The 22,210-nt window shown below is 61.5% G+C and carries 24 protein-coding genes and 1 pseudogene; 10 read left to right on the top strand and 15 right to left on the bottom strand.

Annotation, left to right across the window (positions count from 1 at the left end; all coding sequences use genetic code 11):
- Positions 1–31 precede the first annotated feature (31 nt).
- The 3 genes from BVU17_15615 to BVU17_15605 all read right to left on the bottom strand — a co-directional run bounded on the left by BVU17_15615 (position 32) and on the right by BVU17_15605 (position 1,555).
- Complete coding sequence (locus tag BVU17_15615) at positions 32–388, bottom strand: hypothetical protein (GenBank protein ID AUG49021.1); 357 nt, start codon at positions 386–388, stop codon at positions 32–34.
- Between the two features lie 249 nt (positions 389–637).
- Positions 638–997, bottom strand: coding sequence for a thioredoxin (locus BVU17_15610; GenBank protein AUG49020.1), 360 nt, complete (start codon positions 995–997; stop codon positions 638–640).
- A 153-nt stretch (positions 998–1,150) separates the two neighbouring features.
- Positions 1,151–1,555, bottom strand: a complete 405-nt coding sequence (locus tag BVU17_15605) for a transcriptional regulator (protein AUG49019.1) — start codon at positions 1,553–1,555, stop codon at positions 1,151–1,153.
- A gap of 575 nt (positions 1,556–2,130) precedes the next feature.
- On the opposite strand from BVU17_15605, the gene BVU17_15600 reads away from it, so the two are divergent.
- On the top strand, positions 2,131–2,571 hold the full coding sequence (locus BVU17_15600; GenBank protein AUG49018.1) for a hypothetical protein: 441 nt from the start codon (positions 2,131–2,133) through the stop codon (positions 2,569–2,571).
- 1 nt (position 2,572) lies between these two features.
- Complete coding sequence (locus tag BVU17_15595; GenBank protein ID AUG49017.1) at positions 2,573–3,133, top strand: SAM-dependent methyltransferase; 561 nt, start codon at positions 2,573–2,575, stop codon at positions 3,131–3,133.
- Positions 3,134–3,234: 101 nt separating this feature from the next.
- Here the strand turns inward: BVU17_15595 and BVU17_15590 are convergent, their stop codons facing one another.
- The 7 genes from BVU17_15590 to BVU17_15560 are packed head-to-tail and all read right to left on the bottom strand — an operon-like array spanning position 3,235 to position 8,490.
- Positions 3,235–3,924 (bottom strand): urease accessory protein UreF, encoded by a 690-nt coding sequence (locus tag BVU17_15590; GenBank protein ID AUG49016.1) that lies wholly within the window; start codon positions 3,922–3,924, stop codon positions 3,235–3,237.
- A complete protein-coding gene (locus BVU17_15585) occupies positions 3,921–4,487 on the bottom strand; it encodes an urease accessory protein UreE (GenBank protein ID AUG49015.1) in 567 nt (188 codons plus the stop codon). The genes BVU17_15590 and BVU17_15585 overlap by 4 nt, the downstream gene beginning before the upstream one ends.
- Complete coding sequence (locus BVU17_15580; protein AUG49014.1) at positions 4,487–5,386, bottom strand: urease accessory protein UreD; 900 nt, start codon at positions 5,384–5,386, stop codon at positions 4,487–4,489. The genes BVU17_15585 and BVU17_15580 overlap by 1 nt, the downstream gene beginning before the upstream one ends.
- Positions 5,386–6,009, bottom strand: coding sequence for an urease accessory protein UreG (locus BVU17_15575; protein AUG49013.1), 624 nt, complete (start codon positions 6,007–6,009; stop codon positions 5,386–5,388). The genes BVU17_15580 and BVU17_15575 overlap by 1 nt, the downstream gene beginning before the upstream one ends.
- Complete coding sequence (locus tag BVU17_15570) at positions 6,006–6,389, bottom strand: urease subunit gamma (protein ID AUG49012.1); 384 nt, start codon at positions 6,387–6,389, stop codon at positions 6,006–6,008. The genes BVU17_15575 and BVU17_15570 overlap by 4 nt, the downstream gene beginning before the upstream one ends.
- The gene (locus BVU17_15565) at positions 6,386–8,092 is read right to left on the bottom strand and encodes an urease subunit alpha (GenBank protein AUG49011.1); all 1,707 of its coding nucleotides are present in this window, start codon (positions 8,090–8,092) and stop codon (positions 6,386–6,388) included. Before BVU17_15565 ends, BVU17_15570 begins: the two co-directional genes overlap by 4 nt.
- Positions 8,089–8,490, bottom strand: coding sequence for an urease subunit beta (locus tag BVU17_15560; protein AUG49010.1), 402 nt, complete (start codon positions 8,488–8,490; stop codon positions 8,089–8,091). Before BVU17_15560 ends, BVU17_15565 begins: the two co-directional genes overlap by 4 nt.
- A 630-nt stretch (positions 8,491–9,120) precedes the next feature.
- On the opposite strand from BVU17_15560, the gene BVU17_15555 reads away from it, so the two are divergent.
- The 6 genes from BVU17_15555 to BVU17_15530 all read left to right on the top strand — a co-directional run bounded on the left by BVU17_15555 (position 9,121) and on the right by BVU17_15530 (position 15,620).
- A complete protein-coding gene (locus BVU17_15555; protein AUG49009.1) occupies positions 9,121–10,428 on the top strand; it encodes an urea ABC transporter substrate-binding protein in 1,308 nt (435 codons plus the stop codon).
- A gap of 2 nt (positions 10,429–10,430) precedes the next feature.
- Complete coding sequence (locus BVU17_15550) at positions 10,431–11,369, top strand: urea ABC transporter, permease protein UrtB (GenBank protein ID AUG49008.1); 939 nt, start codon at positions 10,431–10,433, stop codon at positions 11,367–11,369.
- The gene (locus BVU17_15545) at positions 11,370–12,524 is read left to right on the top strand and encodes an urea ABC transporter, permease protein UrtC (protein ID AUG49007.1); all 1,155 of its coding nucleotides are present in this window, start codon (positions 11,370–11,372) and stop codon (positions 12,522–12,524) included.
- Entirely contained in the window at positions 12,524–13,330 is an 807-nt protein-coding gene (locus BVU17_15540) for an ABC transporter ATP-binding protein (protein AUG49006.1), read from the top strand. The genes BVU17_15545 and BVU17_15540 overlap by 1 nt, the downstream gene beginning before the upstream one ends.
- Positions 13,330–14,028 carry an ABC transporter ATP-binding protein gene (locus BVU17_15535; GenBank protein AUG49005.1) on the top strand — a complete coding sequence of 233 codons (699 nt, stop codon included), beginning with the start codon at positions 13,330–13,332 and terminating at the stop codon, positions 14,026–14,028. The genes BVU17_15540 and BVU17_15535 overlap by 1 nt, the downstream gene beginning before the upstream one ends.
- Before the next feature lie 176 nt (positions 14,029–14,204).
- Complete coding sequence (locus BVU17_15530) at positions 14,205–15,620, top strand: daunorubicin ABC transporter ATP-binding protein (GenBank protein AUG49004.1); 1,416 nt, start codon at positions 14,205–14,207, stop codon at positions 15,618–15,620.
- Between the two features lie 39 nt (positions 15,621–15,659).
- Here BVU17_15530 and BVU17_15525 read toward each other — a convergent pair whose 3' ends face one another.
- On the bottom strand, positions 15,660–16,355 hold the full coding sequence (locus tag BVU17_15525) for a DNA lyase (GenBank protein ID AUG49003.1): 696 nt from the start codon (positions 16,353–16,355) through the stop codon (positions 15,660–15,662).
- A gap of 303 nt (positions 16,356–16,658) precedes the next feature.
- On the opposite strand from BVU17_15525, the gene BVU17_15520 reads away from it, so the two are divergent.
- Positions 16,659–17,423, top strand: coding sequence for a hypothetical protein (locus tag BVU17_15520; protein ID AUG49002.1), 765 nt, complete (start codon positions 16,659–16,661; stop codon positions 17,421–17,423).
- A gap of 62 nt (positions 17,424–17,485) precedes the next feature.
- On the opposite strand, the gene BVU17_15515 is transcribed toward BVU17_15520, so the two are convergent.
- Positions 17,486–18,181 carry a hypothetical protein gene (locus BVU17_15515; protein ID AUG49001.1) on the bottom strand — a complete coding sequence of 232 codons (696 nt, stop codon included), beginning with the start codon at positions 18,179–18,181 and terminating at the stop codon, positions 17,486–17,488.
- Between the two features lie 81 nt (positions 18,182–18,262).
- Here BVU17_15515 and BVU17_15510 point away from each other — a divergent pair, with 81 nt between their 5' ends.
- Positions 18,263–18,736: a hypothetical protein gene (locus BVU17_15510; protein AUG49000.1), complete on the top strand. Its 474-nt coding sequence runs from the start codon at positions 18,263–18,265 to the stop codon at positions 18,734–18,736.
- Between the two features lie 84 nt (positions 18,737–18,820).
- On the opposite strand, the gene BVU17_15505 is transcribed toward BVU17_15510, so the two are convergent.
- From BVU17_15505 to BVU17_15495, 3 genes and pseudogenes are all read right to left on the bottom strand, one after another.
- Positions 18,821–19,858, bottom strand: coding sequence for a hypothetical protein (locus BVU17_15505; protein AUG48999.1), 1,038 nt, complete (start codon positions 19,856–19,858; stop codon positions 18,821–18,823).
- Positions 19,859–20,023: 165 nt separating this feature from the next.
- Complete coding sequence (locus BVU17_15500; protein ID AUG48998.1) at positions 20,024–20,932, bottom strand: permease; 909 nt, start codon at positions 20,930–20,932, stop codon at positions 20,024–20,026.
- 170 nt (positions 20,933–21,102) lie between these two features.
- Positions 21,103–21,796, bottom strand: a pseudogene (locus BVU17_15495) (hypothetical protein).
- Positions 21,797–22,210 lie beyond the last annotated feature (414 nt).

The raw sequence follows: 22,210 nt of genomic DNA, 5'->3' as shown, positions 1-22,210 counted from the left end.
ATACAGCGCGATTGGACCTCTGCTGTCGGAATTAGAAGGTGATGACCTCGTAGTCGTCGTCGACGAGTGAGCGGATGCTCGGGTGGCCGTCGTGGTCGTCCAGCGTGACAAGCCCGGCGTCGTCGACGGCGTCTTCGACGCCGAACGCGCCGGAACAGTAGTCACAGACTGCAACGTCATCCTTGAGACTCTGATACAGTTCGTGGTAGTCGCTGTCCTCGTCTTCGAGTTCCGGAATCCACTGTGTTCCGGCCCCGTCGAAGATGAGTTCGAGGTCGTCTTCATCGTTCTGTGCGAACTCCGCTGCGGCTTCGAGGCCGTTTGCGAGCCGGCCGAGGTTTTCGTGTCCCTCCGTCCCTGCGAGGATGATGATGGCTGCTTTTGTCATTACGTGGCGTAATAGCGGACCCGACAATATATTACGAGTGGGTGCGTGCACCGGGGTTGAACTCGCACCAAGTATTTATAAACCAAGATCAGTCGGACAGTGAGTGAGCTGAGCCCACAGAGGGCAACCGCGTGCTGGCGGATGGCGGGCGACTCGGCTTCTCAGACTCGTCGTCGACGGTGGTCGACCTCACGTGCTCGACTCAGTCGTCGCGATACTTTCCTTATTCGACGGTGTAGAAATGCGATTCTATTCAGTGTAGGACTCGATAAGCGCTCGGAGGTCAGCTTCGCCTCTGACGCCGACGATCTCTTCGACCTGCTCACCGTCGGCGAACAGAATGAGTGTTGGGACGCCCCGGACACCATACGACTGAGCGAGTTGCTGGTTGGCGTCGACATCGACCTTGGCTACGGTCGCATCGGTTTCCGCGGCTAGCGTCTTGACTACCGGTTCGAGCATCTGGCACGGGCCACACCAGTCGGCATAAAAATCCACGAGGACGACATTGTGCTTGCCGATGACATCGTTGAGTTGGTCCGCTCCGTCAATGTGAAGCGGTTCGTTCGTCGCGGCCATCTCGGTGTCGGACGGAGTATCGGTTGTCATCGATATATCATAGGCGTTTGCGATAAATAAGTGTTTGCACAGAAAGCACAATACTATGAATTATTGAATGCCGGACAGACACCGTAAAAATATACGTCGCCACAGGTACAAATCGACGCGGCGCGGGAGCCAGGGTACGATAGAGGGGCGTCGTTAGCTTTCGACAGTAGGGGCCGTGGACTCAGCCTGTTCGTACTTGTTTTCGAACTCCTGAATCAGTTGCCCCATCTTTGCGTACCAGTCGTTGAGCATCCGCTGCATCTCGTCTGCGATCTGTGACGGGTCTGTCGGCGAGTAGACGTGGTAGTAGCCGCCTTGATCGTAGTTGATCTGGTCTTTCTCGATGAAGCCCGTCTGGAGGAGCCGCTGGACGGCGCGATACGCGGTCGAGCGCTCTCGGTCGACTGCTTCGGCGAGCTCGTCGACGGTCAGCGGTTCGTCAGCCTCGACGAGCGCTCGAAAGCACTCTTTATCGAGTTCCTTGAGGCCGTGGAAACATTCCAATAGCCCCTCGCACTGCATGTCCTGTCGGAGTTGTTCAGACATCGAATCTGGCATTGTTATCACGTCTTCGTAGCCGCTACGCGGTTAAAAGACTTGTGTACAGTTCGCACAAATGCACGCAAAAGCTGCTAGCTAACGAGTGGGTGGGAGCACAGTCATACAAGTGACACGACTTTTACCGTCAAGGCAGTCTCCCCCGTCGCGGTGTCGTGCCAGTTTCACTCCCCGGCCTCGACACACCCGGTGCTGCTTACTCAACCGCTCATGTCGTCTTTGTGGCGGAGAACGATTGAGTCGTACCCGTGGCTGAACCTTTGATACCACTGTATTTGTGGTATTGCTGCCCACTTTTCACACGACCGGTTCTTCCTGAGAGCGTTGGCGCGGGATTCCAAGGACAGACCCAGCGCGGTAGCTCGGTAGCACTCGCTCACGGCGCAGTTTCCGTGCCACTCTACATCTACATCACTCCTGAGTGGCTGGACGATACCTATATTCAGCCCACAGATGACAGTCACACCCTCAATATGTAGCGACCGATTCGTCTGATTCAAGATCTGCGAGAACGGCTCACGCCGCTGACGTGCACCCGAAGAGATTTTGTTCTGTAGCCACAATACAATACACGAATGACGCTCCCAATCGACCCGAGTCAGATCGACCCTGAAGACATCGGTGAACAACAGGCGACGCTCGAAATGAGCCACGAGGACGCTATCGAACACGTCCGGGACGTGTTTACCGACGCTGGATTCGGGGTCCCCGTCGAATTCTCGCCGTCTGAGATGCTCAACGAGAAGATTGACGCGGACCGTGACCCATACTACGTGCTGGGTGCCTGCAATCCCGAGGTCGCTGACCGTGCTCTCGACGCGACGGACAACAAACTCGGCGCACTCATGGCCTGCAACGTCGTCATCTGGGAGGAAGAACCCGAACAACAGCGCGTCTATCACGTTTCGATTATGCGTATTGCTCGCCTCGTTGGAATGGCCCCCCACAACGAGGAGATGGCAGACATCGTGGCTGACACCGGCGAAATCGTTGACGAGGCGTTCCAGAACCTCTAACATGGGGTATCACACGTTCGACGCCGACCGGGCCGACAAGCTCGAAGACGCACAGCAACGGTACCGATTTCTCTCCGCGGAAGAGCTCCGCTGGGCGTTGTCGGCCAATCGGGACGACACGGTCGCGGACCTCGGGAGTGGGACTGGTTTCTACACCGACGATGTTGCATCGGCCGTTGACCACGTGTACGCCGTGGATATCCAGGAGGCGATGCACGACTACTACCGGGAGAAAGGTGTCCCCGACAACGTCGATCTTGTGACGAGCGCGGTCGATGACCTCCCGTTCGATACTGCCGGCCTTGATGGGGCGTTCTCGACGATGACGTACCACGAGTTCGCTAGCGACGGGGCGCTAAACGAGGTTGCACGAGTGCTCAAATCTGGCGGAACGTTCGCTGTCGCCGATTGGGCGGCTTCCGGCAGTGGTCACAGTGGGCCGCCCGTCGATGAACGATTTTCCGCTGACGAGGCGACGGACGCGCTCCGACAGCACGAGTTCACGGTTGAGTTCGCAGCTGTGCGGCCGGAGACATTTCTGCTCGTCGCGAGTGCTGAATAACGGGCCAGCCCTGACACCCGAACTCCCCCGGTTTCTTCTTTCCTCTGAGAGCCTGTCCGGGAACAGTACTGGCCGACCTGTTGCGCTCGAACGTCTGGCCGTCAACTGGCGAACAGCCGGCGCTCTGCCCGTTCGTGGTCGGCGGCCAGTACGTCTACGAGGGGGGCAAACGGAGCCATCTCGTCCAGCCCCCGGTCAGCGCTCTCCACGACTGCGGCCGTCATCACCGGCTGCAGGTCGTCCAGAATCCGCTGGGCGTCCGTGTGGCCAAGCGAGAGGAGCCGCTGAGCCGCGCCGAGCAGTCCAGTAACGAAGCCGTGACAGCACAGCAGGCAGGCCTCGCGGACGGCGACGCCGGCCAGTCCCGTCGCAACGCCGAGCACGACGGCGTAGTTCCCGGGCGCGTCGTCGGCGTCGACGCGCTCCGCGTAGCGGTCCAGCATGGCCTCGTCGCGCAGTTCCGTCTGGAGTGAGAGCAGTCGGTCGCCGGACTGCTGGGCGCTCTCGCGGAACTCCGCGGCCAGCGTCACGGCCGAAAGCCGCCGGTCGGCCCGGCAGACCTCATCGAGGTCACCGCCGCTGGCGGCAGCGTGTGCGGCCCGTAACGCGACGAGTTCGGCGGGGCCGACCTGCCGGCGGAGGTACGTCGACAGGAGCGCTTCGAGGTCGGTCGCGTCCTCGACCCGGTCGTCTTGAATGAACTGTTCCAGCCCGTAGGAGACAGTGTAGGTCCCGACCGGCAAGAACGAATCCGCCAGCCGGAACGATTCGAGCGTTGCAGCGTCGCTCACTGCTCTTCTCCGTCGATAGTGCGGACGCCGTGGTCGTGGGCGCGGCCGCCGTGACTGTGGCCTCCGTGACCCCCGTCACCGTGGGTGTGGTCGACCTCGTCATCGTCAAAGGTGGTCGGCGGCACGTGCTCGTACCGCGTCGGCACGTCCGCAGGGAGCAGGTCGGCCACCGTGGCCTCCATCCTCGATTTCGACTCAGTGACCGGGAACAGGGCCTCTTCGCCGCGGACCGCGAGGTTCCAGTGCCTGTTCCCGACCGCGTGACCGACCTCCAGCGCCGCGGTCGATGACACGTCGCTGGCGGCGAAATCGAGCACCAGGGCCTCGACCGCGGCGAGTTCGACGACGACGAGGGTGCCGCCGTCGGCTTCCAACACGTCGCCGTCCGCGAGGTCGCGGGCGACCACGATACCGAGGTCCCGGCCGGCCGTCGTCTCGGTGCGCACCCGCGAGCGCCGCCGTTCGGTGTCCGAGAGCACGACCGTCGCGTGGTCCGACCCGTCGACCGCCTCGGCGACGGCCTCGTCGTCGCGGTGGCCGAGGTAGGTGTCCGCGACCAGCATCAGTACTTCCTCCCGGACGGCGCGGGCACGTCCAGCAACTCCCGTCGGGCGTGGTCCCAGGCCGCGTGCAGCGTCGACTGCACGGTCTCGGCCCGGTCGCCGAGGGCACGGACCGCGACGCCGGCACCGTTCGGGAGCGCCGTCGCGCCGGCCCGGGCCTCGCCGTCGGCGACGACCGCGTGCAAGGCGTCGCTCAGTTCGCCCTCGTCGCGGTCGGGCGCGAGGACAAACGCCGTCCCGTAGACGGTGAACTCGCCGAGGACGCCGGGGGCCGTGGGGTCGCCGTCGGCCGGCGTCAGGTGCGTCGCGTCCTCGAACAGGAGGCCGTCCGGCCCGTCTGCACGCACGCGGGAGAGGTACCGCTCGAACTCGAAGCGCTCGCCGCGGGCGAGTCGTCCGGGGACGACCACGTCGCTGACGACGGCGGTCGCGCCGGGGGCCAACTCGACCGACAGCTCCTGCAGGTACCGCGAGTCGGCGTGGAGAATCGTCGGCTCGGGCACGTAGTCCAGGTGGGCGTCGGCACCGACGCTGAGGGTCGTCTCGGCGGCGGCGTAGTTACACGTCATCGTCTGGACCTTCGTCGAACTCTGGGTCGAGACGTGGGCGACGGCGTCCTCGCCGACCTCGACGGTCACGTCGTGGCGGTCGCCCTGTGCGACGCCGCCGGTCGGCGACTGGACGAAGACGGTGTCGGCCTCGGGGAGGGGGTCGTGGCCCAGCGTCCCCGAGATGTGGAACGGGACCGTCGCGTAGTCGTGGACCAGGGTCGTCCCGTCGCCGGTCCGCTCGAAGGTCAGTTCGAGCACCCCGTCCTTGCCCGGCGACCCCACGGCGGCCTGCGGGACGGCCTCGGTCGCGTACCCCTCGAACGCCGGATGGGGCGCGTCGGCGGCCATCAGGCGAACAGCACCCCCTCCCGGACGTGTGACAGCACCTCGTCGACGTTTGTCTCGTCCTTGCAGTTGGTGAAGACGACGGGGCCGTCCCGGACCTCGTCGGCGTCCCGCTCCATCACGTCGAGGTCGACGCCGACGTGGGGCGCGAGGTCGGTCTTGTTGACGACGAGCAGGTCACAGTCGACGACCCCCGGCCCGCGCTTGCGGGGGATGTCCTCGCCCTCGGCGACGGAGATGACGTACAGCGAGTAGTCGGCGAGTTCGGGGTTGAACGTCGCCGCGAGGTTGTCGCCGCCGCTCTCGACCAACACGAGGTCCAGTTCCGGGTGCTCGGCGAGGAAGGCGTCTATCTGCTGGAGGTTCATCGACGGGTCCTCGCGGATGCCCGTGTGCGGGCACGCGCCGGTCTCGACGCCGGCGACGAGGTCCTCGGGGACGACCCCGGCGAACCGCTCGCGGAGCACGTCGGCGTCCTCCTGGGTCAGGATGTCGTTGGCGATGACGCCCACGTCCAGGCCCTGCTCACGCAGTTTCGGGACGAGCGCGGTCAACAGCGACGTCTTCCCGGAGCCGACCGGGCCGCCGATGCCGACCGTCGCCACGTCGCGGTGCGTGAGGCTCACTCCTCGGCCTCCGTCGCGGCGTCGCCGCCGTCGGCCGCCGCGTCCTCGCTCTCGCTGTCGGCCGCCCCGACACTGTCGGAGCGAATCGGGTCGTGAACCGTGACGAGTTTCGTCCCGTCGGGGAACACCGGTTCGACCTGAATCATGTCGATCATCTCCGGGACGCCGTCCATCACGTCCTCGCGGCCGAGCAGTTTCGACGCGCCCGACCGGATTTCGGCGACGGACTGACCGTCGCGGCCGCGCTCGATGCACCAGTCGCTGATGTAGGCGACGGCTTCGGGGTGGTTCAGCGGGACGCCGCGTTCCTTGCGGCGTCGCGCGACCTCTGCGGCGGTAAAGACCGTGAGTCGCTCCTGTTCTTTGGCTGTGAGTTTCATAGCAGGTACCGCTGTGCGAGTGGTAGTTCGGAGGACGGTTCGCAGGTGACGTGTTCGCCGTCGACCCGGACCTCGAACGTCTCGGGGTCGACCTCGATGTCGTCGGGGCAGTAGTCGTTGTACACCATGTCGTCCTTGCCGGGCGTTCGCGCGCCCTCTATCGGCACGACGCGGGAGTCGAGCCCGTACTCCTCGCCGACGCCGGCCTCGGCGGCCGCCGGGGAGACGAACGACAGCGAGAGGGCGTGTCTGGCCTTGCCGACCGCGCCGGCCCGCTCGCGCTGGATGATGGGCTCGCAGGTCATCAGCGAGCCGTTGGCCTCGCCCATCTCGGAGTGGACCGGGAAGCCGCCCTTGAACGTCATCGCCGGCTTGACGCCGAAGAAGGCGGGGTCCCAGAGGCAGATGTCGGCCAGTTTCCCCGGTTCCAGCGTCCCGACGTACTCGTCGATGCCCGCAGAGATGGCGGGGTTGATGGTGTACTTCGAGATGTAGCGCTTGATGCGGTGGTTGTCCGCGCCGGTCCCCTCGTCCTCGGGGAGCGGCCCGCGCTGGGACTTCATCTTCGAGGCGGTCTGCCAGGTGCGCGGGATGACCTCGGCCATCCGCCCCATCGCCTGTGAGTCGGAGGTCATCATCGAGATGGCCCCCATGTCGTGCAAGACGTCCTCGGCGGCGATGGTCTCCGCCCGCACCCGCGACTCTGCGAAGGCCACGTCCTCTGGCACGTCGGGGTTGAGGTGGTGACACACCATCACCATGTCGAGGTGCTCGTCGAACGTGTTGTCGGTGTAGGGCATCGACGGATTGGTCGACGACGGGAGCATGTTCGGCTCGCCGACCATCTCCATGATGTCCGGCGCGTGGCCGCCGCCCGCACCCTCGATGTGGAACAGGTGCATGGTCCGGCCGTCGACGGCCCCGAAGGTGTTCTCCAAGAAGCCCGCCTCGTTCAGCGTGTCCGTGTGCATACAGACCTGCACGTCCTCGTCCTCGGCGACTTCGAGGCAGGTATCGATGGTCTCGGGCGTCGACCCCCAGTCCTCGTGGAGTTTCAGCCCGCAAGCCCCGGCCGCGACCTGCTCGCGGAGCGGTCCCGGTTCCGAAGCGTTGCCCTTCCCGTAGAAGCCGACGTTGACCGGCCACGCCTCGGCTGCCTGCAGGAAGCGCTTGATGTTCTCCGGGCCGGTCGTGGTCGTCGTCGCGCCGCCCCCGTACCCGCCGCCGAGCATCGTCGTGATACCGCCCGACAGCGCGTTTTCGTGGAGCTGTGCGGAGTTAAAGTGGATGTGGATGTCCAGGCCCCCGGCGGTCGCGATCTTCCCCTCGGCCGGGTACACGTCCGTCGACGGGCCGACGACCATGTCGACGCCGTCCATCGTGTCGGGGTTGCCGGCCTTCCCGATGCCGGCGATTTCGCCGTTTCGGATGCCGATGTCGGCGGCGACGATGCCCAGCACGGGGTCGATAATCGTCGCGTTCGTCAGCACCCAGTCGAGCGCGCCCTCCGCCTGCGTGACGCCGGGTGCCATGCCCAGCCCGTCACGGAGGGTCTTGCCGCCGCCGAACACCGCCTCGTCGCCGTGGGTCCGCAGGTCCTTCTCGACCTCGGCGAACAGCTCCGTGTCGCCGAGCCGAACTTTGTCGCCTTCCGTCGGCCCGTACAGTTCGGCGTAGTTCTCGCGGTCGATGTCGCGTGTCACTCCGCTCCCTCCTCGTCGTCGGCCCCGCTGTCTCCGAATCCGGCCGCGCGCATGCGCTCGACCGCGTCGCTCGTGTCGCCGTCGACGCTCCCGTTCACGAGGCCGTTCATCCCGTGGGCGCGGCGCTTCCCGCCGATTTCGACAAGCTCGACGGTCTGTTCGTCGCCTGGCTCGAACCGGACGGCCGTCCCGGCGGGGATGTTCAGCCGCATCCCCATGGCCGCTTCGCGGTCGAACTCCAGGGCTGCATTAGCCTCGAAGAAGTGGAAGTGGGACCCGACCTGCGAGGGTCTGTCGCCCGTGTTCCCGACGGTCACCTCGGTCGTTTCCCGGCCCTCGTTCAGCGTCACTGTCCCTTCGTCCGGGATGACCTCGCCGGGAACGAGTCCGTCACTCATCGCGCCACCGCCCCGCGCATTTCTGACTGTTTGTCTATCATCTGCCCCTTTCTTTGAATACGCATACTAAAATGATTGCTCTCTGCGCAAGTGACGCCCCTATGTCGAGAACTGGATTAAATAATAAAGTTCCGGACCCAGATAAAGGGGTTCGACTATCGAACTGTCCTACTTCCGGGAGTCAACACGACTCACGTCCAGTCTGTCGTCTGTACCGACAGCGATGGCTCCAGTGACGCGGGCGAGGATATGACGGGTGATCTGCGGACTGAGAGCGCAAAACTGCCTGACAGCGGCGAGATAATTCGCTGTGAAAAAATAACGCTTTGACTTCTACTTTTTCCGCATCGAATAATTGGGAGATGAAATTATGAAACAATCCAAACTTAAACTCTAATATTGATGGGTACGGCGACTATTCGTCATATCCTTTGACGACCTTATACTATCAAGAGTGTGTGGTGGACAATATAAGATAAGAGTGGTAAACCTTATTTGCTACCTCCCAGACGGCAACACTGTGAACGATATCATGGACGAACGTTCGGATATCCTGAGTAAAGAACGAGAGATGACCAAAGATAATGGAAGTAACAATCCTAACAAAAACCTAGTCTCGGATGTGAAAGCATGAGCCGGTCCCCTCTCAGTCGCCGCCAGTTCCTCGGCGCGAGCGGGGCCGCACTCGTCACCGGCCTCGCCGGCTGTTCCGCCGGTGAAGGTGGGACTTCTACGGACACCGCAAGCAGTACTGATACGCTCAAAATCGGCGTGCTGGAGGACCAGTCCGGGAACTTCGCCCTCGTCGGCGACCCGAAGGCCAAGGCGTCGATGCTCGCCATCGAGGAAATCAACGCCAACGGCGGCATCGACGGCAAGCAGATAGAGACGTTCCAGCGCGACCCTCAGTCGGACAACCAGCGCTACCAGGAACTGACTCGCACGGCGATAAACGAGGAGAACGTCGACGCGCTGTGGGCCGGCTACTCTTCGGCGACTCGGGAGGCCATCCGCCCGATTATCGACCGCAACGAACAGCTGTACTTCTACACCACCCAGTACGAGGGCGGCGTCTGCGACGAGTTCACCTTCGCGGTCGGCCCGACCGCCCGCCAGCAACTCGGCATCGTCCTCCCGTACCTGGTCGAGGAGTTCGGCCCGGACATCTACACCATCGCGGCCGACTACAACTTCGGCCAGCTCTCTGCGGACTGGGTAAAGGTGCTGGCGAACGAAAACGACGCGAACGTCCTCGGCGAGGAGTTCATCCCGCTGAGCGAGTCCTCCTTCGGGTCGACCATCAACCGGATTCAGGAGGCGGACCCGGATTTCGTCATGTCGATGCTTGTCGGGGCGAACCACACGTCGTTCTACGAACAGAAGGCCTCGGCCGGCCTCGACATTCCTATCGGCACGTCAACGGCGATGGCACAGGGGTACGAGCACCGTCGGCTCGACCCGCCCGCGATGGCAAACATCTACGCCGGCGTCAACTACATGGAGGAGGTGCCGACCGAGAGCAATACTGGTGACGGCGGCTTCGTCGACCGGTACTTCGAGATGTACCCCGACGCACCCTACCTCAACGAAGAGGCCGAGACCAACTACTTCTCGACGTACATGTACAAGAAGGCCGTCGAGCAGGCCGGGACCACCGAACAGCCGGAAGTCATCGACGCCCTGGAATCGGGCATCGAACTCGGCACCGAGGAGGCCCCCGAAGCGCCCGAGGGCGAGACTATCAGGCTCGACGGCGCGACCCACCACGTCGACCACCACATGTGGATTATGCGCGCCGACGAGGAGCACAACATCGAGGCCGTCGAGAACCGCCAGATTCCCGAGACGTTCCTCTCGGAGACGGCCGGCTGTAACCTCCCCGAGAACCCGGAGCAGACCCAGTACACCCCGGTCGACTACTACGAGGAGGCCGAGTAGGGATGGTAAACGGGATCAACCTCGCGTTACAGTTCCTCGATAGCTTCGCGTTCATCGTACTCGCCGCGGCGGGGTTGGCCATCATCTTCGGCATCATGGGCGTCATCAACCTGGCACACGGGGAGTTCATTCTTATCGGGGCCTACACTGCGACGCTGGCCGTGACGCAACTCGGACTCCCGCTCGTCGTGGCGATGCTTGTCGGCGGTCTGGTCACCGGCCTCTTCGGGATTCTGACTGAGCGGGTGATAATCTCCGGAGCGTGGCCCAACTATGTCAGCCAGCGGACGCTCGGCCGTGACATCATCGAGCCGCTGTACGACCGACTGGCCGATTCCATGGTCGCCACCTTCGGGCTTAGCCTGATACTGACACAAGGCGCTCGGATACGCTTCGGGAACTCCATCGACCAGATTGCCACGCCGTTCGGTGCGATATCGTACGGGGAGTTCTCGTACTCGTCGTACCGAATCGTCCTGGCCGGCGTCAGCATCGGGCTGCTCTTGGTCACCTACTACCTGTTCACTCGGACGGACTTCGGGATGCGTGCCCGGGCGACGATACAGGACAAGCAAACGGCACAGGCCATGGGCGTCAACACCGACCGGATGTACATGCTGACGTTCGGAATCGGCTCCTCGCTGGCGGGACTGACCGGCGCGCTGTTCGCGCCGGTCATCTCGATGCAGCCGACGCTGGGCGACCAGTTTCTGGTTGAGGCGTTCGTCGCCGTCGTCGTCGGGGGGCCGAGCGTCGTCCTCGGGACCGCGCTGTCGGGGGGTGTCCTCGGGGCGATTCTGGCCACGTTCTCGAATCTCTACGGGACGTTCATCGGCCGTATCGCGCTGCTCGTTGCTGCGCTGATCGCCCTACGGTTCCTCCCTAACGGCATCACCGGCTTCATCGACCAACTGCGGAAACGGAGACAGGAGAGCGACTAGATGGCGAGAAACAGTGCAAACGGCGAGGCGAACAGGTCGCTTCCGGGTCGGCTCCGCAGTCGGTTCGAGGGGCCAAACACCATCGGGGAATCCCGCGGGTTCTGGGGTGGCTTCGCCGCCGCTGTAGCGGCGCTCGCCGTCTACCCAGCCTTCGGTGACAGCTCCCAGCTGTCGCTGTTCATGGTGCTGGCTCTTTTGGGGCTTTCCCTGTCAGTCGTCTGGGGCTACTCTGGCGTGCTGAGCTTCGGGCAGGTCGTCTTCTTCGGCATCGGAGCCTACACGTTCGGCGTCGTCTCGATCAACTTTGCGACCCCGGGTGGGATTACGGCCGCCGTCGTCGCCGGTATCGTCGGCGGTGGCCTCAGCGCAGCGATACTGGGCTACTTCATGTTCTACGGCGGGGTGCGTGACGTCTACGTGACTATCATCACGCTCGTCTCGACCATCGTGCTCCACACGTTCATGGCCCAGACCGCCGGCTCCGAGTGGGCCATCGGCGAGGCGGCGCTCGGCGGGTTCAACGGGATGCCGGACATCCCGCTGTTGACTCTCGGTGTCGGTGGGCTGTCGTACCAGTTCATTTACAACCCGTTCCCGATGCGGGTAATCGGCATCGGAGCGTTTGAGATCAGTCCGTTCTACTACCTCGTCCTAGTGTTGTTGGTCGGGACGTACCTCGCATTGCGAGCCCTCGTCAATTCTGACTACGGTCGCGTGATGGTCGCCGTCCGCGAGGACGAGGACCGAACCGAAATGTTCGGCTACAACGTGACCCGCGTCAAGTTCGTCGTGTTCACGCTCGGCGGCGCACTGGCGGGCCTGTCCGGCGTGCTGTACGCCGCACGAAACGTCTACATCGACCCGACCGTGTTCTCGCTGCTGTTCGCGACGCTGCCGGTCATCTGGGTGAGTATCGGCGGCCGAAAGAGCTTGCTCGGGGCCGTTGTCGCAACGCTTGCCATCGAATACCTCCGCATCTCGATGGCGGGTGAGCTGGCGCTGGTCCTGCTTGGCACTCTGTTGCTAGTGACGATTCTGGTTCTTCCGAGCGGTCTCGTTCCGTGGCTCCACGAGCAGATCGTCGCAACTCGACTCGGACCGGGCGAAGCCGGTGGAGCCGACACACCCGATGCGCCGAGTGAGGTGAGTGACTAATGAGTGATACTGAAACCGAATCCGACATCGACCCGCTTGGACCGAACGTCCGGCAGACCGCTGCGGAACTGGCAACGGGCGACAGAACCGAGACACTGCTGCAGACCGACGGGCTCGTCAAACAGTTCGGCGGGTTCACCGCTACTGACGACGTGGACTTCTCGGTCGCCGAAGGGGAGCTACGGTGTCTCATCGGTCCAAACGGCGCTGGCAAATCAACATTACTGAACCTGATTACCGGTACCTACGAGGCGAGTGACGGCAGTATCTACTACAACGGCCACGATATCACCGACCTCGAACCACACGAGCGGGTGTCACGCGGCATCAGTATGAAGTTCCAGGTCCCGTCCGTGTACGGTGACCTGAGCGTTAGAGAGAACGTCAGACTCCCCGTCCAGCAGTTCGCCGACGGGGAGGAACGACGGCGGCTTGTCGCCGAGGCCATCGGGGCTGCTGGTCTCACCGGCTACGAGGACGTCGAAGCCGGCCAGCTCTCACACGGCCAGCAACAGCAACTCGAAATCGGGATGGCTGCCGCGCTCGAACCCGACCTCCTCCTCTTGGACGAGCCGGTCGCCGGCCTCGACGTGGGCGAGCGCGAAGCTATCGCCGAGCGGATCAGACGGCTCAACGAGGAGAAAGGGATTGCCTTCATCGTCATCGAACACGACACCGACTTCGTCGCGAGCATCGCCGAGGAAGTGACCGTCCTGCACAACGGCGAGGTGTTCCGCGAGGGAGCGATTGCGGAAATCGAATCCGACCCGGAGGTCCAGCGGATCTATCTGGGTGGTGAGTCGTGATGCTCGAACTCGACGACGTTTCCGCTGCCTACGACACGACGCCGATACTGCGGGACGTGGACCTCTCTGTCGAGGAGGGGGAAATCGTCGGCGTGATGGGAAAAAACGGCGTCGGCAAGACGACGCTCCTGAAGACGGTGATGGGTTTACTGGAGTCCAGCGAGGGGACCATCCGCTACGACGGCGTGGATGTGACCCACGCGAGCGCCGACGAGCGCGCCCGGGCCGGAATCGGCTATATCCCGCAGGGCCGGGACGTGTTCCCAAAGCTAACCGTCGAACAGAACATCAAAATGGGTGAGACCATTCGGTCTGACAGCGATGAAACGCTGTACGACCAGATATACGACTACTTCCCCGTACTCGAAGAGCGGGCCAGCCAGGAGGCCGGCACGCTCTCGGGCGGGCAACAGCAGATGCTCGCCATCGGCCGCGCACTGGTCTCGAACCCCGACCTGCTCCTGCTCGACGAGCCCAGCGAGGGCATCCAGCCCTCTATTGTCGATCAGATCAGCCAGGATATGCAGACCATCAACGCCGACCTCGGGACGACGATTCTGTTCGTCGAGCAAAACCTCGGCGTCATCCGTGAGATGGCCGACCGCTGTTACGCGATGGAGCGTGGGACGGTCGTCGACGAACTCGGCCCGTCGACGATTGCCGACGAGGACGCGATTGCGGAGTACCTCGCGGTCTGAGACGGGCTGTTGGCGCTGGTCTGGACCGCTGGCACCGACCTTCTGGCGGTCGCCTACGGAGCGACCCATGGCGGTTCGGACGCGCTGTCATATTGCGTTTCTAACTACTTCCTGATTACACGCAAGCAACCGAATCAACAGGAACTTGAGTACCCATCGTACAGACGTGTACACGAATGTCCGATCGTGATTCTTGGATCTCGAACCTCGGTTTCGTGCTTGCCGCTGTCGGCGGTGCAGCGGGCCTCGGGAACATCTGGCGGTTCCCGTGGCTGACCGCCGGGAACGGCGGCAGCGCGTTCCTCATCGTCTATCTGCTCGTCGTCGTCGGCATCGGCGTTCCGGGACTGCTCGCTGAGTTCGTCCTCGGACGCTGTGGGCGGCAGACGCCAACCGCGGCGTTGCGCTCACTCACCGGCTCCCGCTGGGGGTCATGGCTGGGCGCGTTCAACGTCCTCACAACGCTCGTTATCCTCTCGTTCTACTCTGTCGTCGGCGGGTGGATCCTCCGCTACACGCTCGTCTCGCCGGTCGGAGCCTACTTCGGGCAGCCCCAGCAGTACTTCGGGGCGATGAGCTTCGGGCTCGACGCGGTCGCCTTTCACCTGCTGTTCCTCGGTATCGTCGCTGCTATCGTCTTTTTCGGCGTGAGCCACGGTATCGAACGCGTCTCGAAGGTGATGCTCCCCGGCGTCGTGATTATTCTCCTCGGCCTCGCAGTGTGGACGGCCACCCAGCCGGGTACGGCCGCCGGCTACGCGTTCTATCTCAGCTTCGACGCTGAATACCTCGCCGCGAACTTCCTGAGCGTCATCGGGCCGGCGGCGGGCCAGGCGCTGTTCACCCTCTCGCTCGGCGCTGGAGTCATGCTGACCTACGCCTCGTATCTCGACGATAACGCATCGCTTCCACGGGATACGCTCGTTATCGCAGTCTCAAACACGTTCATCGGAGTCCTCGCCGGACTGGTCGTCATCCCGCTGCTTTTCTCACAGGGCGTCGACCCCGGACAGGGCGGTCCCGGTGCGCTGTTCGTGGCGCTCGCGACGGCGTTTGCGACGCTTCCGGGCGGCGAACTCGTTGCAACCGCGTTCTTTGCGACTGTGCTGATGGCCGCGGTGACCAGCGGCATCAGCCTGCTTGAGACGCCGGTGGCAACGCTCGTCGACAGCTTCGGCGTCCCGCGACGCCGGGCGACGGTGCTGGTATCGGTCCTGCTCGCCGCCACCGGGAGCGGACTGTCGCTCACAAGCTCGGTGTTCCAGTTCGTCTCCGGCACGCTCGCCGACCTCCTCTTGACTGTCGGGCTGTTCGCGTTCACTGTCATCGTCGGCTGGCTGCTGCGCGTGGAAGCGCTGGCCGAGTTCCGCGCCGGAACCGACCGTTTCGAATGGGTAGCCAAGCCGTGGCTTCTAACCGTTAGCTGGGTGCTCCCCGTTGTCGTGCTGTTCCTGTTGACGAACACCCTCGCGTCGCTCGCTGGGATGTCGCTGGGACTCGGCGGCCGAGCACTCATTGCTGTCGTCGGTACCGTCGCCCTGGCTATCGTCGTTCGAAACGGAAGCCGAAGCGACCTGTTGAGTTCGCAGTAAGACGGCTGTTTTGACTTGTCCCGGCTCTGGAATCCGGCGCTAACACTCCTCACAACCGCAGTAGCGCTCGCAGACTGGGTTCGCACAGTCGGGAGTACGCGCCGAGCAGAACTCTCGGCCGTGGGTAATAAGCAGGACGTGCAGCGGGTAGGTCAGCTCGTCAGGAATGAGGGCGTCTAGCTCGTCGTGGGCGCGCTTGTTAGTCGCCGACTCGGGCACTAGCCCGAACCGCTTGGAGACCCGCTCGACGTGGGTATCGACAGCCATTGTTGGCTTCCCGAAGTGGAAGTTCAGGACGACGCTGGCGGTCTTTGGACCGACGCCCTTGATATCGGTGAGCCAGCCTTTCGCCTCGTCGGTGGGCATGGCGTCGAGGAAGGCAAGAGAGTAGGCACCGCCGGTTTCCTCGCGGATGGCCCCAAGCGCCCGCTGAATACGGGCCGCCTTCTGGTCGGGGAGCCCTGCGACGCGGATGGTGTCGGCCAGCGTATCGTGGTCTGCCCCTTCAATGGCTGCGAAGTCGTCGTACGCCGCAAACAGCGCCTCGGAGGCTCGGCGCGTGTTCTCGTCGGCCACGTTCTGTGAGAGAATCGTCGTCACCAGCTGTCGAACCCCTTCGCCAGGGTCGGCGTCGGCACCGTGGTTGCTCGCACGTTCGACGGGGCCATGCAGCGAGACGAGATCCTCGTGGAGGGCACGAACAGCGGTGGCATCCCACTTCTCAATCGTCGACATATTCCGAGACACGGACTGAACGGACTTCAACACACTGACCCGCTGTTCGGTTTCGATCCACAACGCCCCTAAACCATGGCAGAAGCGACTTTCGACAGAGCCATACCACTCACCGCGTGACTGCCAGCAGGCAGCAGCAAGATCGGAGTCGGGGCAGTCTACCGGGGCAAGTCCCTCTCAGTATCAGCCATGGTGTTTTGCGATGGGGGAGATTAATCACAGACGGCCTCGCCCGGGTATGACGAGACATAGTTGTCACTGATTGTGAATACCTTCTTAGCTATGCAAAGTAAATAGCCGTGCATGGGGATGCGCTGTGAACTATTCGGACACGATTTCGGAGCCTCGAAGATAGAGGAGTCGTACGATGAAGGCGAGCGCGGCACTGTTCTAACCGTTCGTGAATACCGGTCTTGCCAGCGATGTGGCTATATCCGCAATATCTCTGAGAACCACGGTTTGATATCCACTATCGAAGAATCTGACGCAAATGACGGCCTGCCGGACAAGGCCGAATACAGCGCCGAGACTCGGCAGCCAGTGGAACGGCAAGAGAACGCAGCAGACGAGACCGAAGCGACAGACAGGGCGCAGGCGGCGGAACCGGACCCGACCGAGTCGCCCGAATCAGCGTCGACTGCGCCGGACACGGTCGGGGACCAACCCTCGGATACGGAAGTGAGTGATGCGTCTACGACGGAGACTCCACCGACACCACCAGAACGGACTGACGATGCTGTGATCCTGTCTGATTCAGAACCACAGGAGCCAGCCGACGCCGGCACCACGCCGCTGAACAGCGACGATGCAGTCATCATCGATGCTGCTACAGATACTCCACACTCACCGTCTGAAACATCCGAAGGGCCAGATAGTAGAAACGACCGGGACCGGAGCACGCCCACAGTGGACGACGGAGAGAATACTACAACCGACTCGGATCCCACATATACGTGCCCAAGGTGTGCGTTCGAACTCCCTGTGAGTGAGTCGTCGTTCTTTGCCGGTGATGTCTGTCCGCAGTGTCGAGTCGGCTACCTCGAGGACACAGTAGACAGCGAGTCGTGAGCCGTCGACGTGGCCCCATCAGAGCGCGTTGGGGAGATGGTCGTTTCCCGGTGCGTGTCCGATCAGTAGTTTTGGAACAGCAGTTTTCGCACGTCGTCTTTTGTCCGCGCGCTCACTGTCGACCCATCGGGGAGTGTGACTTCGTATGGTTCGTCGTTTTCGTCCGACCGAGTCCACTTTTCATCATGTTCGGTCAGTAAACGGTTCGCGACCGAAAGGGCATCTCCCGGACTGTTGTTGGCTGCCTCGGTTGGTTCGGCTGCGTCATCGGTTTCGACGGCAGCGGATGCTGGACCAGTCTGGGCACCGCCGTGTGCTCCACCGTGCCCGTCGCTCGACGTCTCTCCAGGTCTATCTGTACCAGTTTCCCCCTCTTCAGTACCTTTGCTCGCGCTCGTGTCGGCTTCGATGTCTGCAAGGCGCGTCGCGAGTTCACTCGTCCCAAGCGCCGAGAGCAGTTTCCCTCGCATCTCGTCGGCTTCAATACCACTTCCGGGAACCTCTGGCACATCGGATGCGATGCGCTGGAGTTCCGGATACTCAGCTTCGGCGATTCGCTCGTAGTCGGGACGACTCAGGCCTTGCTCGTCTTCGAGCCGGTCCGGCGGTGTGTACGTATCGAGGAGGTAGGCAACAACATCCTGCGTACGAATATGACCGTACGTCTTGATGAACGCGTCTTCGAGATCCTCCTGCACCGATGTTAAATCCGCCTGTTGTGTGTCCGTAATCTCGATCTCCGGCATCGCCTCTAACATTGGCCGCCCATCTCATAACTCGTTCCCTGGACGGCGAAAACTGACGGAACCATTGTATAGCAGAGACACGCATACTCTGGTATGTGGTGTCCCCGCTGCGATTCAGACCTCAGCACATATACGCTTGCGACCGCTGATCAAACAGCTATCGTCTGTGAATCGTGCGGCTTCGCAGGCATCTCTGCGTCACATCACACCGAGGCCACCCCTCCAGAGTCCTGGGAATTCGCATTTACCCGGTTCAACCAACATCCCGACTCTAACCTCGGCAAGCCGGAAAATACTGACAGAATACCCAGCGTCCCGATTCCGGAACGTGACGAGCCCACAGACCAACCAGAGCTCTCGCTTGAACAGGCTGGTGTTTCAGTCGGCATCTCTCTGGGATCTGATGCGAACACGTTCCAACAGGACGCTGCTGACGAATTGAACCGCGTTATTGACGAGAGTGAACGCGAACTGAGTGGCGAACCCACAGCCAAATATGATGAGAGCGATGGGAACAATCAAAACACAGACACTGATGCCGTCGAAAACGGGGAGGAAACTGAGTAACGCCCACTGTCGGGTGTATCGCCTGGAGCGGGGAGCAGGTCCCAACTGACGCAGGCGAGCAGTAGTGCGATCGGTGAATACCCGCTACTCGGCGGTGGTGTCCGGCTCTTCGGCCTGCTCGGCTTGCTCGGCTTGCCCTTCCCGCTCTTCTTCCGACCGCGCTGCGACGAGCGCTCCCTGTGCAACGCTATACAGTGGGTTCTCAGCCTGACGGACATCGCTAATCGAGAACGGAATCTCAGAGTCGTTGATCCGTTCGGCGAACAGCTCTTCAAAGCCGTCAGGACTCGATGTCCCGCCAGTTACGACAACCGGGACATCCAGTCCCTCCTCGACATCCTCTTCATCAACCTCACTGATGATGTTCTCGATGACGTAGTCGAGGAGATTATCGTAATAAATGCTCAGCGCACCCTCAATCCCACCGACATCCGTCTCGAAGTTTAGCGCGAAGTCTTCCTCTTTTACCGAGGTAACCTTATCGACGGGCGTGCCAGTCGCCTGTGCAGCTTGCTCGTCAATCCAGTCACCACCGCGTGCGATAGAGAACTTCATGACGGGGACTGCATAGTACGACAGACAGACGTTGGTCATCCCTGCGCCGAAGCTGATACCGAGGCCGGTGAACTCACGATTTGCTAGCTCGGAGTAGATAACAGCCATCCCCTCATTGATCGGCTCCGGGCTGTATCCCATATCAGTAAGCAATGACTCAATGGTCTTTTGATGATACAGCGTCGAGACATCGGCGTCGATAGGGTCCGCAGGAACCGAGAAAAACAGCCGCTCGTTCGGATACTCCGGTTGTCCGACTACCTGTTCAGTAATGAGCTTAATCATCGGAATGGCTGATTGCTCGTCGCTTGAGAGAATCCCAGCCTGCATCGGTCGCCGTGTCTCCTCACTGAAGATGTTCGCGAAATTCAGGGCGTCATCACCAACGATATAGACCCGATCATCTTTGCGGATGTGGAGAACGTCACTTCGCGACAGCATTTGTTCGGCCATGTCGCTGTAGTCAATTTCAACAAAGGAGTTCCGCTGCTGCACGAACACTGTCTCGTTACCGTCTTGACGTGCAGACAGGAGGTTCATCGTACCAACATCGAGACCTTGGGGCATACAGTTGTATTCCTCCCACCAAGTTGAAAAAACTAGCCTATAATATAGAACCAATTACAACTTACGTACCAACACTACAGCGACGGTGCGTAGGAGTCTACTAACACGGTAAAACCTACGCTCCCAGACTGACGCCGTAGATGTCATGTGGCTCAGTCAGACGGATTAATCGAATAATAATGACCGAAGACGTCTCATAAGTCCCTTCTGCTCCTCGACACCAGTTTCCACATCATCGCCTTCACTCTGTTCATTCCGGAACTCGGTAAGCGCGTTGACCTGCTCTTCGGTTCCAGTACCTCGGTCCGTCTTTGATTGGCCTCCCTGCAGTTGCCTGAGTCCGTCTACTGCGTCGTCAACGTCGTTGCTGTCGGCCCGTGTCGTGGTCGCCTCGGAGTTCTCGATGGCCGTCCGGTCGAGGTCCGAGTCTGTGTCCGGCATATCCAGATTCAGCCGCTTCGTCTTTGGCTGTTGTTCGACGCCACCCCACGATAGCTCCGCCCCCTCCAGAGCCTGCTGTATGTCGTTGTCGACATCGGCTTTGCTGACCGACTCTGATTCACTCTCGGCTGACTCAAGCGATTCGGTCGATTCGCTTGGGGCTGTCGCCTGCTCAAGATAATGCGCGACCAGTGCCGCTCCTGTCGAAGCTGCAAGCGTAACTAGGCCAGTAGCGTAGACGCTAATCGTCCAGACGCTCCCATTGATACCCTCACTGGTTGTCCATCCGTACGGGAAGACATCAACCAGAATTACAGTTGCAGCGAGACAGAAGACCGCGCCAGCGGCACTAACAAACCGGGTCTTGAAACCCACCGGGAGGAGCACGACGACGCTCAATAGCACGGAGGGAAGCCCGATGAACCCGACGACGAGTGCGACCTCTCGGATCTGCCAGTAAAGTGTACTCCCGGATTCAAGCACGTTACTGTACAAAAAGAGGCAGAATCCGACAACGGCAAGCGTGACCCCAGCGAAGAAGAGGCCAAACCCGACATAGATGTCTCGCTCTTTCGCCGGTTCGCCGATATAATCGTGATAGGCCGACCTGAGCGTGTCGCGATAGCCCGACACAGGATCGGAAGATTCGGGGGACCTGTTCGATGTAGATGCAGGGCTCATTCAATTTGTCATTTTGTTCGGATGGGTGTTAAAGATGAGCTTACTCAATTCTCCCGGCGATAATTCGAGATCATAATCCCACGATTCACGTCGTAAATAGTGCTGATAAGCGGGGTTTCACTTCATTCCTGTACCACCGCTGGCTGATGGTCGGTGCCACGGTCGAACTTGGCCCTGTACTGCCGGGAGACGTACCAGACGGCAGTGGTACCGACGGCGACGAGAGTCAACCATATTACCGGCAGGAGACCAACCGAGACGTCTCTCACATTTGTCGAAATGAACGCGGTGATAGTCGCGATATACGCTCCACCCATGCGCTGGATGTGCTCGAAAAACCACGTGCGGGGTTCGAGGTCAGTGGCGCGAAACTGGCGGATATCGCTCACAGTCGCGGTGAGCGCGATACCACAGAAGACGAGCATGATGATTCCGAACTGGTTCCCGTCGCTGAGGAACCACGTACCCATGGCGGCAAGGCGACGCCAGACACACCGAAGAGTCCGGTGGCCACCCAGTCGACGATGCTATGGGTGTCGATAGTTCGTTTCCGGGAGAGGACACGATAGCCGGAGAACGCGACGTAGAAGCTGAACACGGCGACGAAGCCAAGGAACACCCGGAGCATCGTTTGGCCGACCACGAGCAGTCCGAGTACCGTGACCGAGACGACTGCCATCGCGTACACGTACGTGCGGCCGAGCCGTCGCTGCCAGGAGCACCTTTTTTCGTGAGGAGCGCGCCAGCACCGGCCGTGAGTGCGACGAAGCCAAAGAGGACGTGAACGCCGAGGGTGGTGTGTTCAAGGAATGCCATGATACCGATACTTCTGAAAATCATATAAACAGGCCTGTGACACGGTGAAGCGGTCATTTCCATCGGTGGACAAATACGTCAGTATCACTGACTGTGCCCGACTCGTGCCCTGTATTCAGCACAGCCACTGCAGACTCCCAGTGAGCAGGGGTTTCAACAGAGTCAGCTGATCTAGCTCCGGACACCTGTCGGGACTACTTCCGACGCTCGATCGAAGACCTATACAACTCGTTGTAGCCGCTGTAGAGCGAGTTATTTCCTCATAGCAGCGATTGAAAAAACCCAGCGAGGATGCGAATTGACTGCGGTGAATTCAGTTGCTCAGGGAGAAGGTGTGAGTATCGTCCGAGAAATAGGGTGGCTAATCGGTGCAGCGTGTGGCGAAAACGTGACGATTACAGGGGCGTCTCCGTC

Origin of the sequence: Haloarcula taiwanensis, assembly GCA_002844335.1 — an archaeon.
Classification (GTDB): domain Archaea; phylum Halobacteriota; class Halobacteria; order Halobacteriales; family Haloarculaceae; genus Haloarcula; species Haloarcula taiwanensis.
The sequence above is the reverse complement of the archived record's forward strand: the minus strand, read 5'-3'. Positions and strand labels throughout refer to the sequence as shown.